The sequence below is a fragment of the Micromonospora sp. NPDC018662 genome (assembly GCF_044391475.1).
Lineage (GTDB): Bacteria > Actinomycetota > Actinomycetes > Mycobacteriales > Micromonosporaceae > Micromonospora.
Genome location: NZ_JBISAC010000002.1, coordinates 255,651 through 270,955 on the forward strand (window position 1 = coordinate 255,651; position 15,305 = coordinate 270,955).

Here is a 15,305-nt window from a genome sequence, read left to right on the forward strand (position 1 = left end):
GAAGCGTTAAGCGGGGGCCCCGCCTTGCAAGCGGCCGGCCACGGCGTCGACGTGCGCGTCGGACTCGGTGAGGGCCACCCGGACGTGTTGGGCGCCGGCCGGGCCGTAGAAGACGCCGGCGGCGACCAGGATGCCGCGCCGGGCCAGCCAGTCGACCGTGTCCCAGCAGTCCTCGCCGCGGGTCAGCCAGAGATAGAGCCCGGCCTCGGAGTGCTCGACCGTGAAGCCGGCGCCGGTGAACGCGGCCCGCAGCTTCTCCCGCCGCGCCCGGTACCGCTCCCGCTGGGCGTCGGCGTGCGCCTGGTCGCCGAGCGCGGCCACCATGGCGGCCTGCACCGGCGCCGGCACGATCATGCCGGCGTGCTTGCGGATCTTGAGCAGCTCGGCCACCAGCGCCGGGTCACCGGCCACGAAGCCGGCCCGGTAGCCGGCCAGGTTGGAGCGCTTGGAGAGCGAGTGCACCGCCAGCACGCCCGCGTACTCCCCGCCGCACACCTGCGGGGAGAGCACCGAGACGGGCTCGGCGTCCCAGCCCAGCGGCAGGTAGCACTCGTCGCTGGCGACCACCGCGCCGCGCTCCCGGGCCCACTCGACCACCTTGCGCAGGTGGGCGGCGGGCAGCACCCGCCCGGTCGGGTTGCCCGGCGAGTTGACCCAGACCAGGCGGACCCGGGGGTCCGGGCCGAGCGCGGTCAGCGAGTCGCTGCGCACCGTCGTGGCACCGGCCAGTCGCGCGCCGTCCTCGTACGTCGGGTACGCGATGGACGGCACCACGACCACGTCACCGGGGCCGAGCCCGAGCAGCGTGGGCAGCCAGGCCACCAGTTCCTTGGAGCCGATGGTGGGCAGCACGCCCAGCCCGTCGACGCCCGCGCCGCAGGCCCGGGCCACCCAGGCCGTGATCGCGGCCCGCAGGGCGGGCGTGCCCGCGGTCAGCGGGTAGCCCGGCGCGTCCGACGCGTCGGCCAGCGCCTGCCGGATCAGCGGCGGCACCGGGTCGACCGGCGTACCCATGGAGAGGTTGATGAGACCGTCCGGGTGCGCCGCGGCCGTGGCGGCCGCGGCGTCCAGCGTGTCCCAGGTGAACTCGGGCAGCCGGGCCGAAACCGGCGCGGGCCGGCTCAGTTGTCCTCGCTGCGCGGCGGCTGCGCGGCGACGAAGGTGGCGTCCTTCTCCACCTTGCCGATCTTGGAGGCGCCCCCGGGCGAGCCCAGGTCCTCGAAGAACTCGTAGTTCGCGCCGGTGTAGTCCTTCCACTGCTCCGGCACGTCGTCCTCGTAGAAGATCGCTTCGACCGGGCAGACCGGCTCGCAGGCCCCACAGTCGACGCACTCGTCGGGGTGGATGTAGAGCATCCGGTTGCCCTCGTAGATGCAGTCGACCGGGCACTCCTCGATGCATGCCTTGTCGAGCACATCCACGCACGGCTCGGCGATGATGTAGGTCACCGGTCTTCTCCTCCGCAAGACTCGTCGCGATCATCCGCAACGGTAAGAGCCTAGTATCTCGCCGGGGAGGGGGTCGATCGTGCTCCGACAGCAGGACGTGGGACACCGGATCGTGGTCCGCCGGATTGTGGGGATTCGTGCGGGCCGGCCGCTGTTCTCCGACGCGCTCGGCGAGTTGGTCGAGCTGAGCGAGACCCACATCACGCTGGCCACCGACGGCGGCCCGCTGCGCGTCCCGGTCGGCGAGGTGCATCGGGCCAAGCGGGTGCCACCGGCCCGACGGCCGACCGCCGCCGCCGTGGTCGACCTGGAGACCGCCGCGGACGAGGCGTGGCCCGCTCCGGTACGCGCACGGCTCGGCGACTGGCGGCTGCGGTCCGCCGCCGGCTGGACCGGCCGGGCGAACAGCGCGCTGCCGATCGGCGACCCGGACCGGCCGCTGCCGGCGGCGCTGGACGCGGTGCAGCGCTGGTACGCCGACCTCGGCCAGCCGGCGCTGGTGAACACGCCGCTGCCGCTGGCCGCCCCGGTCGGCGCGGAACTCGACGCGCGCGGCTGGACGTCCCGCCCGCCGACCCTGGTCCAGACCGTCCCACTGGTCGCCCTGACCGCCCCCGCGCCGGAGGCGGGCGCCGCCGACCCGCCGCCGGTGGCGCTGGCCGCCGCACCCGCCGACGACTGGCTGGCGATCGCCGCCGACCGCAAGGGCGGGCTCCCGGACGCCGCGCGACACGTGCTCACCGCCGTGGACCGGATCCGCTTCGCCGAGCTACGGGTCGACGGCCGGCTGTTCGCCGTGGGCCGGGGCACCGTCACCGGCGGGGGCCGGTGGCTCGGCGTGAGCCTGCTCGAGGTGCTGCCGGAGGCCCGCCGGCGCGGGTACGCCGTCGCGGTCGTCCGCGCGCTGGCCGGCTGGGCCGCGGCCGAGGGCGCCACCCGCGCGTTCCTCCAGGTCGAGCAGCACAACACCGGCGCGGTGGCGCTCTACCGCCGGCTCGGCTTCACCACCCACCACACCTACCTGACCCGGGTGGCGCCCTGACGTCAGCGGCGGACGATCTTCCGCGGCCGGGACGCCTTCAGCTCGGCGTACCGCTTGAGCTGGCGGGAGCGGAAGTCGCGGCCCAGCGCGGTGAGGGTCAGGTAGCCGACCAGCACACCGGCCGCGGTGGCCGCGAGATAGAGCCAGATCTGGGCGAAGAACAGGCCGGCGCCGCCACCGAACGGGTTCTCGCCGACCAGCAGCGGGCCGACGAAGACGGTCAGCGCCAGCGCCGCGACCACCGCGACGGCCAGGTCACCGGCCCAGTGCCCGACCGGCCGGTCGGCGCCCCAGCGGAACGCCGCGCCGGCCAGGATCAGGCCGATCGCCAGGAACATCACCAGTGAGACCCGGCCGGCGGCGGTGTCGTCGTCCGGGAAGGCGAACTTGATGACCAGCCGGGCCACCACGTTGACCGCGAACAACGCGGCCGCCAGCACCCCGACCGCACGCCACCGCTGACCCATCGCACGCCTCCCGCACGTACCGCCCGCCCCGGCGGCGAGCCTCTGGCAGGAATGTCTACCACCGTCGCCGGTGCGGCGTCAGCACCTCACCGGTGAGCCGGCGGCGGTGTCACCACGTGCCGGAAGCCGAGCACCGCGAAGGTGACCGCGCCGGCGACGATCAACGCCAGGCCGAGCACGTTGTCACCGGCGAGCGCCAGGTCGCCCTCGGTGGTCCGGAACCCGCCCACGACGATCACCAGGAACCACGGCAGCGCGGCCAGCGCCACCGCCCACCGGCTGCCCGTCGAGGAGTGCGCGAACCAGCCCAGCAGCACCGTCGACGCCGCCACGGCGGCGATCCCGGCGACCGCCAGCCCGATGCCGACCAGCGCCTGGGCGCCACCGGAACGGCCCTGCACCGTCTCCCAGGCCCAGGTGGCGAAGATCAGGTCGAGCAGCGCGAACAACGCGCCGGCCCAGACCGACACCACGCCACCGGCCACCCGCAGCACACGGTCCAACGCCCGCTCCGCGCCGCTGGGCGGCGCGGGCGACGGCTGCTCCGGAAGGACCGACACGGGTACGGCCGACGACGTCACCGGAGACCGGCCGCGACCGGGGAACGATCCGGCCCGTCCACTGCCAGCCCGGCGAAGAGGTCGTCCTCCCAGCCGTACGGGCCGACGCCCGGCCCCCTCTCGCCGACCGCGAGCGTGAAGTATTCCACTCCCATGAACTCGGCGCCGAAGTTGCCGGCGATCGCGTAGAGCCAGGAGTCGGCCGGGATCTGCGTGGCGTGGGCGCGCATCGCCGCCTCCTTGGCGGCGTGCTGCTCGGTGGCGTCGACCCGCGCCGCGATCCGCGCGTCCGGCGTGCCGAACGGCAGCTCGTCGGCGTCGGAGATGCCGGCGAAGGGATTGTCCGACGACTCGGTGAACGCCTCCAGGCCGGCGTCCAGCACGCTGCGCGGCATGGCCGTCCAGTAGACCTTCGCCGGGGCGATCCCCTCGGCCGCGGCCAGCTCCACCGCCCGCATCGTCACCCGGTGCGCCTGGATGTGGTCGGGATGGCCGTAGAAGCCGTTCGGGTCGTAGGTGACCACCACCTGGGGGCGGACCTCGCGGACGATCTCCAGCAGGTGCCCGGCGGCCACGTCCAGGTCGGCCCGCCAGAACGCCCGCGGGTGCTCGTTGGTGGCCATCCCCATCATCCCGGAGTCGCGGTAGCGGCCCGCGCCGCCGAGGAACCGGTGGTCGGTGACGCCGAGCGCGGCGCAGGCCGCGGCCAGCTCGCCGATCCGGTAGCCGCCGAGCTGGTCGGCCTCCGCCGCGGCGAGCCCGGCCAGCGCCGGCACGTGGATCTCGCCCTCCTCACCCAGCGTGCAGGTCACCAGCGTGACGTGGGCGCCGGCGGCGGCGTAGTGCGCCATCGTCGCGCCGGTGCCGATCGACTCGTCGTCGGGGTGCGCGTGGACCAGCAGCAGGCGTCGGTCGGGCAGCGTCGTCACGCCCGTCACTCTAACCGGCGGTCCTGCCCGTCCGGCGGTCATGCGTCCGTCCAGGTCGGCCACATCACGCCCGGTGCCCGCCTACGATCTGCAGGCGTGGACTTTCCCGAGCTGGCCGCCCGTACCCGTCGGTTCAGCCTGGGGGCGCCGCGCGCCGTGACCGTCGCCGGTGACGGCTCCCGGGTGATCTTCCTGCGTTCCGCAGGTCCGGAGGACCCGGCCGACGCGCTCTGGCTGCTCGACGTCGACACCGGCGAGGAGCGCCTGGTCGCCGACCCGGCGGTGCTGCTGGGCACGGACGCCGAGCCGGTCCGCCTGGCGCCCGGCGAGCGGGCGCGGCGCGAGCGGCTGCGGCTCAGCTCCGGCGGCATCGGCTCCTACGCGCTGGACGCGGCCGGCCGGGTGGCCACGTTCGCGCTGGCCGGGCGGCTGTTCCGGGCCGACCTCAGGCACGGCGACGTGGTCGAGGTGGCCACCGTGGGGCCGGTCATCGACCCGCGTCCGGACCCGACCGGCGAGCGGCTGGCCTACGTCACCGACGCCGCCGAGGGCGTCCGCCGGGGCCAGCTCCGGGTGGTCGAGCCGGACGGTACGGACAACCTGCTCGCCGGCGAGGACAGCGGCGTGACCTGGGGGCTGGCCGAGCACATCGCGGCCGAGGAGTTCCACCGTCACCGGGGCTACTGGTGGGCCCCGGACGGGCGTGCGGTGCTGGCCGCCCGGGTCGACGAGTCCCGCCTGCCACGCTGGTACCTGCACGACCCGGCCGACCCGGCGAGCCCGCCGACGTCGCTGGCGTACCCGGTGGCGGGTGGCCCGAACGCGGAGGTCAGCCTGCACCTGCTCGACCTCGACGGCGGCTGGGTCGACGTGCACTGGGACCGGGAGACCTATCCCTACCTCAGCTCGGTGGAATGGGCTGACGGTGGGCCGCTGATCACGGTGCTGCGCCGTTCCCAGCAGCACGGCCTGGTGCTCGCGGTGGACCCGCGCACCGGGGAGACGCAGGTGCACGCCGAACTGGCCGACCCGCGCTGGGTGGAACCGATCCCGGGCACCCCGGCGCACCTGCCCGACGGGCGCGTGCTGGTCGGCGGCGAACTGGCCCACGACGGGTACGACGCCCGCTGCCTGTTCGCCGACGGCACGCTACTCACCCCGCCCTCGCTGTACGTGCGGCGGGTGGTCGGGCGGCTGCCGGCCGGCCCCGACACGGCCGCCGACCTGCTGGTCGAGGCGAGCGAGGGCGAACCCAGCCAGCGCCACCTCTTCCGGGTGCGGACCACCATCGGCGGTGGGATGGACGCCCGCCGGATGGGCAGCGACCCGGGCTGGCACACCGCCGCCATCGGCGGGTCCACACTGGCGGTGGGCGTCGCCTCGCTGGAGTACGCGGGGGTCCGCTGGCGGGTGTGGCACGGCGACCGTGAGGTGGGCGAGCTGCGCTCGCTGGCCGCCACCTGCTCGTACGCGCCGCGCCCGACGCTGGTGCGGGTGACCGACCGGCGGCTGCCCAGCGCGGTGCTCTACCCGGCCGAGCACGTCAAGGGCACCCGGCTGCCGGTGCTGGTGGACGTCTACGGCGGCCCGGGCCACCAGGAGGTGATCGCGGCCCGCAGCGCCTGGCTGGAGCGGCAGTGGTGGGCCGAGCAGGGCTTCGCAGTGGTGACCGTGGACAACCGGGGCACGCCCGGCATCGCGCCCTCGTTCGAGAAGGCGATCCACCGCCGCGTCGCGGACGTGATCCTGACCGACCAGGTGGACGCGCTGACCGCGCTCGCCGGCAAGCACCCCGACCTGGACCTGGACCGGGTGGCGGTGCGCGGCTGGTCGTTCGGCGGCTGGCTCGCCGGCCTGGCGGTGCTGCGCCACCCGGAGCTGTTCCGGTGCGCGATCGTGGGCGCGCCGGTCACCGACTGGGCGCTGTACGACACCGCCTACAGCGAGCGCTACCTGGGGATGCCGGAGGACGGCATGGACGTCTACGCCCACCACTCGCTGGTGGAGCTGGCCGCCGAACCGCTCGGCGACCCGGCCGACGCCCGGCCCATGCTGCTGGTGCACGGCCTGCTCGACGACAACGTGCTGGCCGCGCACACGCTGCGGCTCTCCGCCGCGCTGCTGGCCACCGGCCGCCCCCACGCGGTGTTGCCGCTGACCGGCGCGAGTCACCTGGCGGCGGGCGGCGTCTCCGAGCGCCTGCTCCGCCTGGAGCTGGACTTCCTCCGCCGCTACTTGTAAGGCGGGGGCCCCGCTTAACGCATTCGGTATAGGCGGGGGCCCCGCTTAACACTCGAAGTGGCCGCGGCTGCGGCTGTGGGTGACCGTCAGGTGCCGCATCCAGCCGAGGAATCGACCGTGGAGCGCCCCCGGGTCGGGTGGGGCCGGGTTCAGCCGAGTCAGATCCTCGGCCGCCCCGTTCAGCAGCCCGCCATGTCCAACGCCAGGTAGTGCGGTTCGCTGGCGTACTGGGCGGCCAGCTCCAAGCGGGCAGGCCCGCAGGGCCAGGGGTGGGCGCAAGCGGTGCAGATCCAGATCGGCTTGAGCGGGGCGTGTCGCCACACGTCGACCTCCTGGGATAGGGCCTCGCCCCATCACGCCCTAGCGCACATTGCCCCGTCAACCTTGACGGGTCTACATGGGTGGGGTTATTTAATCGCGTAGACAATGTCGGGCCAGCTCGCTCCTACCGTCGAAGGCGTGACCAAGGAGACGGGACCGGGCGAACTCGTCGCAGCCGGCGAGATCTTGAAGATGCTCGGGGTGGGCAGGTCGAGGTTTCGGGAGATCCGGCGGCACCCCGCTTTCCCTACGCCGTACCAGGAACTGTCCGTCGGCGCGGTCTGGCTCAAGCGGGACGTCGAGCGCTACATCCGGGACCACCGCCCACCCCGGCCGGCGGACGACGAGGAATAGGCGCAGCGCCAGGACGCTGTTCGGCCGTCCTCAAACGAGTGAGCCCCGGCCGGCACTTGGCACCGGTCCGGGGCTCAGCCAGACGAGATCTTGGTACGAAACGGCCCCATACCAAGATCTCCGGCGCTACTGCTTTACGTACGCGTTGACGAAGTTCGGGTAGCCGAAGACTGAGGAGATGAAGACGCCGCCGGCCTTCGAGCCGTGCACGTTGTACGCCACGTCGACGTAGAGCGGCACCACCGGCGCGAACTCCTTCATGATCCGCTCGTCGAGCTTGCCCCACTCCGGGCCCTGGTCGGCCGGGGGCATGGCCAGGATCCGGTCCATCTCGGCGTTGATCGCGTCGTCGTTGAAGTACGACGAGTTGCTGTTGCCCTCGGCCTTGATGGTGCGGCCGTCGTAGAGCACCGGCAGGATCGACGCGCCGCTGGGCCAGTCCGCGGCCCAGTTGCCGATGTAGAGGTCCCACGGGTTGTTCTTCTTCTTGACCTCGTCCAGCTTCGAGTCGTCCGGGATGTTCCGCACGGTGATCTTGAAGCCGGCGCGCTCCAGGTTGCCCTTGAGCTGGACCGCCTGCTGCTGCTCGTTGGTGTTGTCCGCGACGCCGAGGACCAGCTCCGGCGTCTGGCCGCCCAGAAGCTCCTTCGCCTTCTCCGTGTTGCCGTTGGCGCCGGCCGGGTAGGCGTCGTACGCCTTGTAGCCGATGGTGGACGGCGGCATCAGGGTGGTGATCGGCTGGGCGACGGTCTGGCCGCCGAGCGCCTTGACCAGGCCCTCCCGGTCGATCGCGTAGTTGAGCGCCTGGCGGATCTTGAGGTCCTTGACCCGCTGGGTGTTGATCACGAGCTGGTTGGCGCTCGGGGTCGGGGAGAGCAGCGTCCGGGACTTCAGCGCCGGGTCACCGGCCACCTTGGCGACCAGCGAGGGAGGCACCGAGTTGAAGGCCAGCGCGCTCTGGTCGGCGCCGTTGTCGGCGATCACCCGGTTGTTGGCGGCGTCCTGGGTCGGGCCGAAGGTCCACACGAACTGGTCCGGGTACTGGTGCCGCACCGGGTCGGTCTTCGCGTCCCAGTTCGGGTTGCGGTCCAGCGTGAGCTGGACACCCACCTGGTTGGCGGCGACCTTGTAGGGGCCGGACGAGAACGGCTTCTGGTCCAGGTTGACGCCGGTGTCCTTCTCCGGCTTGAGCGGCGCGGTGGTGGGCAGCGAGACCGCGAACGGCAGGTCGCAGCGGGGCTTGGCGAACTCGAAGCGCAGCGTCTTGTCGTCCGGCGTGGTCAGGCCCGGCGGCAGCGACGTCTTGTTCTTCTTGAAGTCCCACTTGGTGTCGAACTGCGGGGTGTCGGCCAGCCACTCCTGGAGGTAGGTCGGGCCGCCGGTGAGGTCCGGGTCGAAGGACCGGGCGATGCCGTACGCGATCTCCTTGGCGGTGATCGGGCTGCCGTCCTCGAACTTCACCCCGTCCTTGATGGTGAATTCCCAGACCTTGCAGTCGTTGTTGACGTTCTTGCCCGGGGTCTCGGCCAGGTCGCCGACCAGCACCAGGCCGCCCTTGCCGTCGTCCTTCCAGGTGGTCAGGTAGCGCGCGAAGAGCGGGTTGGCCATCAGGCCGGCGAACGAGTACGTCCGCTGCGGGTCCAGGTGGGAGATGGGGGTCTCCCGGATGATGGTGAACGTGCCGCCCTTGGCCGCGCCGTCCACCTCCGCGGCAGGCCCCTGGGAGTCCTTGGGGTCGGTCGCGATGACGCCGGTCTGCTGCCGGTTGCCGTCCACGGTGGTGCCCTCGCCCGTGTTCTCCGAGCAGGCGCCCAGCCCCACCACGAGTGCGATGGCGCCGCCGACGGCGACCGCTGCGCGTGGTCGTCGCATCTTCTACCTCCAGGTAATAGTTTCGATGGGTCTCGTCGGGCCGGGCGTTCAGCCCAGTCGCACCCGGGGATCGATCACCGCGTAGAGCAGGTCCACCACCACGTTGGCCAGCACCACGAAGACCGCCGCGATCAGCACGGTCGCCATGATGGTCGGCAGGTCACCGGCGCGGACCGCGTCCACCGCGGTCCGGCCCATCCCGTTGAGCCCGAACGTCGTCTCGGTGATCACCGTGCCGCCGAGCGCGCCGCCGACGTCCAGGCCGGCGATGGTCACCACCGGCGTGATCGCCGCCCGCAGCGCATGCCGCCCGTAGACCGTCCGTTTGGCCAGGCCCTTGGCCCGGGCGGTGCGGACGAAGTCCTCCGACAGCGTCTCCAGCATCTGCGCCCGGGACAGCCGGGCGTAGATGGCGGAGAAGAGGAAGGCCAGCGCCACCCAGGCCAGGACCAGCCCACTGCTCCACTTGAGCGGATCGTCGAACAACGAGGTGTAGCTCGGCACCGGCAGCAGTCGCAGGTTGTAGACGAACACGATGAGCAGCACCGCGCCGACGAAGTAGAGCTGCAACGAGGCGCCGGTCAACGAGAAGCCGATCGCCGCCCGGTCCAGCCAGCTGCCCCGGCGCAGCGCCGAGACCATGCCCAGGCCGACGCCGAGCAGCAGCCACAGGATCGCCGCCGGGATGACGATGCTCAGCGTCACCGGCAGCACCCGGGCGATGGTGTCGGAGACCGCCTCGTTGGAGACGTACGACCAGCCGAGGCAGGGCGCGTCGCACCGGCCGCCCTGGGCGCTGCCCAGGTCCCGTCCGGTGACGATGCCCTTCATGTAGCCGGCGTACTGGCTGATCAGCGGGTCGCGCAGGCCCAACTCCTGGCGGACCCGCTCCAGCCGCTCCGGGTTGCAGTTCTTCGGGCACATGCCGGTGACCGGGTCACGCGGCAGGGCGAAGAACATCAGGAAGCTGAGCACGCTGACCGCGAAGAGGGTGAGCGCGGCCGAGAGCAGCCGGCGGATGAGGAAACGCGTCACGGACCGGCCTCCTACCGGGACGACTTCGGGTCGAGCGCGTCGCGCAGCGCGTCCCCGAAGAGGTTGAAGGCGAACACGAGCGCGAAGATCGTGATGCCGGGGAAGAAGACGTACGCCGGGTCGGTCTGGAGGTAGTCGAGGCTGCGGTAGATCATCCGCCCGAAGCTCGGCGTCTCGTCGGTCAGCCCGACGCCGATGAACGACAGCGCCGCCTCGCTGGTGATGTACTGCGGGACCGCCAGCGAGAACGCGACCAGGATCGGCGCCCAGACGTTCGGCAGCAACTGACGGAACAGCATGTGCCCCAGCCCGGCGCCGCTGGCGCGCGCCGCCTCCACGAACTCGCGCTCGCGCAGCGCGATGATCTGGCCCCGGACCAGCCGGGCCGTGCTGGTCCAGCCGAACAGCGCGAAGATCGCGATGAGCACCCCGATCTGGAAGTACGCCGGGACGGCCTCCCGCTGGCCGTAGAAGCGCAACGCCACGGTCGGCATCAGCGCCAGCGCGATGATCAGGAACGGCATGGCCAGCGTCAGGTCGGTGATCCAGTTGATCACGGTGTCCAGCCAGCCACCGAGGTAGCCGGCGAGCGTGCCCAGCGTGACGCCGATGGCGGCGGTCAGCACCGCCGCGGCGAACGCGATGAACAGCGACGTCCGCAGCCCGTGCACCATCCGGATGAAGATGTCCCGGCCCAGCCCGGGCTCCAGCCCGAACCAGTGCTCGCCGGTGACGCCGCCGGCGTAACCCAGCGGCATGCCGTAGCCGTCGAGCCGGCCCTGGAACTGTTCCTTCGGCCCCACCCCGTACAGCGCCTCGATCAGCGGCACGGCCAGCGCAACCAGCACGAAGAAGACGAGGAGCGCGCCACTGACCAGGGCCGTGCGGTCCCGCCGGAGTCGGGCCAGGGCGAGTTGACCGGGTGACCGGCCGACGAACTCCTTGTCCCGGCGCTCGTCGCCGTCACCTGGCGACTCGATCTCGGCCAGCGCAACCCCCTCGACCGGGGACAGGCTCATTTCGACACCTCCACGGATTCGCTGGTCGAGACCGCGATCGGGCCGTTCTCCGGGTAGTGGCAGGCGGTGTGTTGGCTGCCGCCGTCGCGGGTGGTCAGTGCGGGTGTGTCGGTGGCGCAGTGGTCGGTGGCTTTCCAGCAGCGGGTCCGGAAGCGGCAGCCCGAGGGCGGGTCGAGGGGGGTGGGGACGTCGCCGGTGAGGCGGATGCGGCCGGCGGGGCCGAGGGTGGTGACGTCCGGGATGGCCGACAGCAGCGCCCGGGTGTAGGGGTGCTGCGGGCGGGTGTAGATGGCGTCCCGGTCACCGATCTCGACGATCTTGCCGAGGTACATGACGGCGACGCGGTGGGAGAAGTGGCGGATCACCGCGAGGTCGTGGGCGATGAACACGAACGCCAGGCCCAGATCGCGTTGCAGCCCTCGCAGCAGGTTGATGACCTGCGCCTGAATCGACACGTCCAACGCGGAGACGGGCTCGTCGGCCACGATCAGCTTCGGTTTGAGCGCGAGGGCGCGGGCGATACCGACGCGTTGGCGTTGCCCGCCGGAGAACTCGTGCGGATACCTGTTGTAGTGCTCCGGGTTCAACCCGACCAGTTCCAGCAACTCCTGCACCCGGCGTTTGACCCCTCCGGGCGGGGCGATGTTGTTGACCTGCAACGGCATCGCCACGATCCGACCGACGGTGTGTCGGGGGTTCAACGACGCGTACGGGTCCTGGAAGATGATCTGCAAATCCTGGCGCAGGCCGCGCAGGTCACGACGGCCGGCGTGGGTGATGTCCCGACCGGCGAACCGGATCGAACCGCTGGTGGGTTCCAGCAGCCGCACCAGCATCCGCCCGGTCGTCGTCTTCCCACACCCGGACTCCCCCACCAGCCCGAGGGTCTCCCCCGGGCGCACGTCGAAGTCCAGGCCGTCGACCGCCCGCACCGCACCCCTGCCGCGCAGCCCGTTGCGCACCGGGAAATGCTTGCTCAACCCGCGCACCGACAACAGCGGCTCGGTCTCGACGCTCATCGGGCCACTCCCACCTGGGCGATGTCCTGCTGGTAGAGCCGGGTGCGCTCCTCGGCCGGCAGGTGGCAGGCCACCAGATGCCCCGCCTCCCCGGCCGCCCGGAGCGCGGGCACCTCCGTGCGAGAGCGGTCGCCGTTGACGTCGGCGTAGCGACAGCGGGGATGGAACGCACACCCCGACGGCAGATGGATCAACGACGGCGGGTTGCCCGGGATCGGCACCAGGTCCGCGTCGGCGTCGCCGTGCAGCGACGGCACGCTCGACAACAACCCCCAGGTGTACGGATGCTGCGGCGTCCGCAACACCTGCGCCACGCTGCCGTGCTCCACGGCCCGGCCGCCGTACATGACGAGGACGTCGTCCGCCACCTGGCTGACCACCCCCAGATCATGCGTGATCAGGATGATGGCCGACCGGAACTCCGCCTGCAGATCAGCCAGCAGGTCCAGGATCTGCGCCTGCACGGTCACGTCCAACGCCGTGGTCGGCTCGTCGGCGATCAGCAGGTCGGGGTCGTTGACCAGCGCCATCGCGATCATCGCGCGCTGCCGCATCCCACCGGAGAACTCGTGCGGGTACTGCTCGAACCGCTTTGCCGGCTGCGGAATGCCGACCCGGTCCAGCATGTCCACCGCCCGGGTGCGGGCCTCCCGCTTCCCCGCCCTCGGGTGGTGCACCCGGTACGCCTCCGCGATCTGCTTGCCCACCGAGTAGTACGGGTGCAACGCCGACAGCGGATCCTGGAAGATCATCGCCATGTCCCGGCCACGCAGCCGCCGTACCTCCTCATCGGGCAGGCCGACGAGCTGACGCCCGCCGACGGAGATCTCCCCGGTGACGGTCGCCCGCCTGGACGTGCTGTGCAGGCCCAGGATCGCCAACGACGTGACGCTCTTGCCGGAACCGGACTCGCCCACGATGCCGAGCGTGCGACCCCGCTCGACCGCGAACGACACCCCGTCCACGGCCCGCACCACACCGTCCTCGGTGTCGAAACGCACCCGCAGGTCCGTGACCTGGAGATAGGGCGCTTCGGCGGAGCGCTGCTCCGGCACTTCGGGGCGGCCCGGCTCCCCGGACGGCACCGACTCCGACCTGCCCATGACGCCTCCTCCTCGGTGACGAAGAGAACCTACAGCAAATCTCTGGAGGCGAAAATAAGCTACAAAGTGCAGGCTGTCAGCGGTCGCAGCGTAACGACCTGGTCTCCGCTCTGTCGATCTTGCCGGTGGATCCCGGTGGGCGGGCCGAGGGCCCGCCCACCGGGAGACGTCAGCCCGCGGAGACGTCCTCGGTGACGGTGAGGACCACCGGGCCGCCCGGCAGCGTCCGGCTGTCCGCGCGATCCGGCATGTCGTACGCGGTGCTGGCCCGGGCGGCGTCGCTGAGCACGAAGCCCACCGTGTACTCACCCGGGGCGAGACCCTGCCACGGCAGGTAGAGCCAACTGGTCACCGTCCCGTCGGGCGCCTGGCTGCTGCCGCCGAAGGACTGCGACACCACGTCGCCGTCGGCGTCGTACAGGTAGACCCCCAAACCGTTGATCGGCGCGACCTGCACCTCGGCGTCGATGGTGAGCTTGACCGAGGTCTGTGCCACCTCACTCGCCGGCACCGACGACGGATCGAGGCGGGCGCTCCGCGCGATCGGCGGGTTGGTGCTCGGCACCCGCCGGATCGTCAGCCCGGGGTCGGGTGCGCCGTACGTGCTGCCGTAGAGCGCCACGTTTCCGGCGCCGTCGACCACCGCCAGGCCCTCGACCACGCACTTCTCGGTCTGCTGATACACCCTGACCTGCACCGCGACGCGGCCGTCCGCCCTGGTGGTCGGGAGCCCCCACTGCTGGCAGCCGCCGGTGAGGTCCAGCTCGACGGTCGAGAGCCCCTTCCGCGTGTCGGTCACGACCATGCTGAGCTCGGTCATCACCGAATCGCGCCAGTTGTCCACCGGGTTCGGATCGACCGCGAAGGCGCTCGCGCGTACCGTCGAGTTGGTAGTGGTGGTGATGGACGGCGCGGTCGGATTCTTGTAGGTGGTCGTCCCCCCGGCGTTGTTCCGGAGCACCAACGCGGCCACCCGCCAGTTGCCGGCCGCCGCGTCGGCGGGCACGACCACGTCGATCGAGCACGCCATGTAGACGCCGTCCTGCTGGCCACTGCTCACCCGGCCGCACCGCAGGCCGGTGCTGTATTCCTCACGCTCCCAGGTGAAGCCGGTGCTGACGGTCGTCCCGCCCGGACCAGCCAACCGGATCGTGCCCTTCCAGAAGCCGGACTGCCAGTCCTGCACGGTGAAGTCGTACGTCACCGTGGCCGGACCGCTCCCCACGTAGAAGTAGGGGCGGCGCACCGGGGAGTTGAGCGAGATCGAGTCGGCGCTCGGCCCGGACGAGTCGATGAGCGTCCGAGCCGTGAACCGGTAGCCGAACGACTGGAGGCGGGTGCCCGAGAAGGTGGCCGTGGCATCCCGGGAACTGACGGAGACCTTGGTGACCTCCCAGACCGCGGTGTCCGCGTCGGAGTAGCGCCGGACCGGAAGGGCGAACGAGTAGGTGGATTCCTGCGGGGTCCCCGACTCGTACACACCGTCGCCGCAGCAGGTTTCCTGATAGGCGTAACGCGCGACCCAGTCGTGGCCGACCAGTTCCCCGGTGACCGTGCTGCGCATGCGCATCGTGACGGTGCCGAAGACGTAGTCGGCGTCCGGGTCGGTGTTGGTGACCGTCCAGGTGAGCGTGTTGGCGGCGTAGCTCCCGGTCGCGTCCACGGTGGTGTCGGCGAAGGCGAGAGCGGTGAGCCCGAGTCGCGGGGCCGCGGCGTGTGCGGCGGAGGCGCCGACCATGGTCGTGGCGACCATGACGACGAGCGTCAACGCGCCGTGGAGCAGCCGGCGCGCGGAATTGGCAGACATGAGCACTTCTTATCAGCGCCCGACGATTCCGGTTGCCCCGTCCGCGCCCCGGTCGGCATCGGTTTCGCGACAGCCCGTCCGGGCTCGC

15 protein-coding genes are annotated in these 15,305 nt (G+C 71.8%); 3 read left to right on the plus strand and 12 right to left on the minus strand.

Going from position 1 to position 15,305, the window contains the following annotated elements; translation table 11 throughout:
* Positions 1-6 precede the first annotated feature (6 nt).
* Positions 7-1,125, minus strand: coding sequence for a succinyldiaminopimelate transaminase (gene dapC, locus ACH495_RS06480; protein ID WP_396857327.1), 1,119 nt, complete (start codon positions 1,123-1,125; stop codon positions 7-9).
* Positions 1,122-1,448 (minus strand): ferredoxin, encoded by a 327-nt coding sequence (gene fdxA, locus ACH495_RS06485; RefSeq protein WP_396856726.1) that lies wholly within the window; start codon positions 1,446-1,448, stop codon positions 1,122-1,124. Before fdxA ends, dapC begins: the two co-directional genes overlap by 4 nt.
* Positions 1,449-1,527: 79 nt before the next feature.
* Here fdxA and ACH495_RS06490 point away from each other — a divergent pair, with 79 nt between their 5' ends.
* Positions 1,528-2,490, plus strand: a complete 963-nt coding sequence (locus ACH495_RS06490; protein ID WP_396856727.1) for a GNAT family N-acetyltransferase — start codon at positions 1,528-1,530, stop codon at positions 2,488-2,490.
* 2 nt (positions 2,491-2,492) lie between these two features.
* Here the strand turns inward: ACH495_RS06490 and ACH495_RS06495 are convergent, their stop codons facing one another.
* The 3 genes from ACH495_RS06495 to mshB all read right to left on the minus strand — a co-directional run bounded on the left by ACH495_RS06495 (position 2,493) and on the right by mshB (position 4,455).
* A complete protein-coding gene (locus tag ACH495_RS06495; protein ID WP_396856728.1) occupies positions 2,493-2,957 on the minus strand; it encodes a hypothetical protein in 465 nt (154 codons plus the stop codon).
* Positions 2,958-3,043: 86 nt separating this feature from the next.
* Positions 3,044-3,538: a hypothetical protein gene (locus ACH495_RS06500; RefSeq protein WP_396856729.1), complete on the minus strand. Its 495-nt coding sequence runs from the start codon at positions 3,536-3,538 to the stop codon at positions 3,044-3,046.
* On the minus strand, positions 3,535-4,455 hold the full coding sequence (gene mshB / locus ACH495_RS06505) for an N-acetyl-1-D-myo-inositol-2-amino-2-deoxy-alpha-D-glucopyranoside deacetylase (RefSeq protein WP_396856730.1): 921 nt from the start codon (positions 4,453-4,455) through the stop codon (positions 3,535-3,537). Before mshB ends, ACH495_RS06500 begins: the two co-directional genes overlap by 4 nt.
* An 87-nt stretch (positions 4,456-4,542) precedes the next feature.
* Here mshB and ACH495_RS06510 point away from each other — a divergent pair, with 87 nt between their 5' ends.
* Positions 4,543-6,687 carry a prolyl oligopeptidase family serine peptidase gene (locus ACH495_RS06510; RefSeq protein ID WP_396856731.1) on the plus strand — a complete coding sequence of 715 codons (2,145 nt, stop codon included), beginning with the start codon at positions 4,543-4,545 and terminating at the stop codon, positions 6,685-6,687.
* 179 nt (positions 6,688-6,866) lie between these two features.
* On the opposite strand, the gene ACH495_RS06515 is transcribed toward ACH495_RS06510, so the two are convergent.
* The gene (locus ACH495_RS06515) at positions 6,867-7,010 is read right to left on the minus strand and encodes a hypothetical protein (protein WP_396856732.1); all 144 of its coding nucleotides are present in this window, start codon (positions 7,008-7,010) and stop codon (positions 6,867-6,869) included.
* A gap of 136 nt (positions 7,011-7,146) precedes the next feature.
* On the opposite strand from ACH495_RS06515, the gene ACH495_RS06520 reads away from it, so the two are divergent.
* Entirely contained in the window at positions 7,147-7,362 is a 216-nt protein-coding gene (locus tag ACH495_RS06520; RefSeq protein ID WP_396856733.1) for a hypothetical protein, read from the plus strand.
* Positions 7,363-7,488: 126 nt separating this feature from the next.
* Here ACH495_RS06520 and ACH495_RS06525 read toward each other — a convergent pair whose 3' ends face one another.
* The 6 genes from ACH495_RS06525 to ACH495_RS06550 all read right to left on the minus strand — a co-directional run bounded on the left by ACH495_RS06525 (position 7,489) and on the right by ACH495_RS06550 (position 15,217).
* Positions 7,489-9,234 (minus strand): ABC transporter substrate-binding protein, encoded by a 1,746-nt coding sequence (locus ACH495_RS06525; RefSeq protein WP_396856734.1) that lies wholly within the window; start codon positions 9,232-9,234, stop codon positions 7,489-7,491.
* Between the two features lie 48 nt (positions 9,235-9,282).
* Positions 9,283-10,269, minus strand: coding sequence for an ABC transporter permease (locus tag ACH495_RS06530; RefSeq protein WP_396856735.1), 987 nt, complete (start codon positions 10,267-10,269; stop codon positions 9,283-9,285).
* An 11-nt stretch (positions 10,270-10,280) separates the two neighbouring features.
* Positions 10,281-11,288 carry an ABC transporter permease gene (locus ACH495_RS06535; protein ID WP_396856736.1) on the minus strand — a complete coding sequence of 336 codons (1,008 nt, stop codon included), beginning with the start codon at positions 11,286-11,288 and terminating at the stop codon, positions 10,281-10,283.
* Entirely contained in the window at positions 11,285-12,307 is a 1,023-nt protein-coding gene (locus tag ACH495_RS06540; protein WP_396856737.1) for an ABC transporter ATP-binding protein, read from the minus strand. The genes ACH495_RS06535 and ACH495_RS06540 overlap by 4 nt, the downstream gene beginning before the upstream one ends.
* A complete protein-coding gene (locus ACH495_RS06545) occupies positions 12,304-13,410 on the minus strand; it encodes an ABC transporter ATP-binding protein (protein ID WP_396856738.1) in 1,107 nt (368 codons plus the stop codon). Before ACH495_RS06545 ends, ACH495_RS06540 begins: the two co-directional genes overlap by 4 nt.
* A gap of 169 nt (positions 13,411-13,579) precedes the next feature.
* The gene (locus tag ACH495_RS06550; protein ID WP_396856739.1) at positions 13,580-15,217 is read right to left on the minus strand and encodes a hypothetical protein; all 1,638 of its coding nucleotides are present in this window, start codon (positions 15,215-15,217) and stop codon (positions 13,580-13,582) included.
* Positions 15,218-15,305 lie beyond the last annotated feature (88 nt).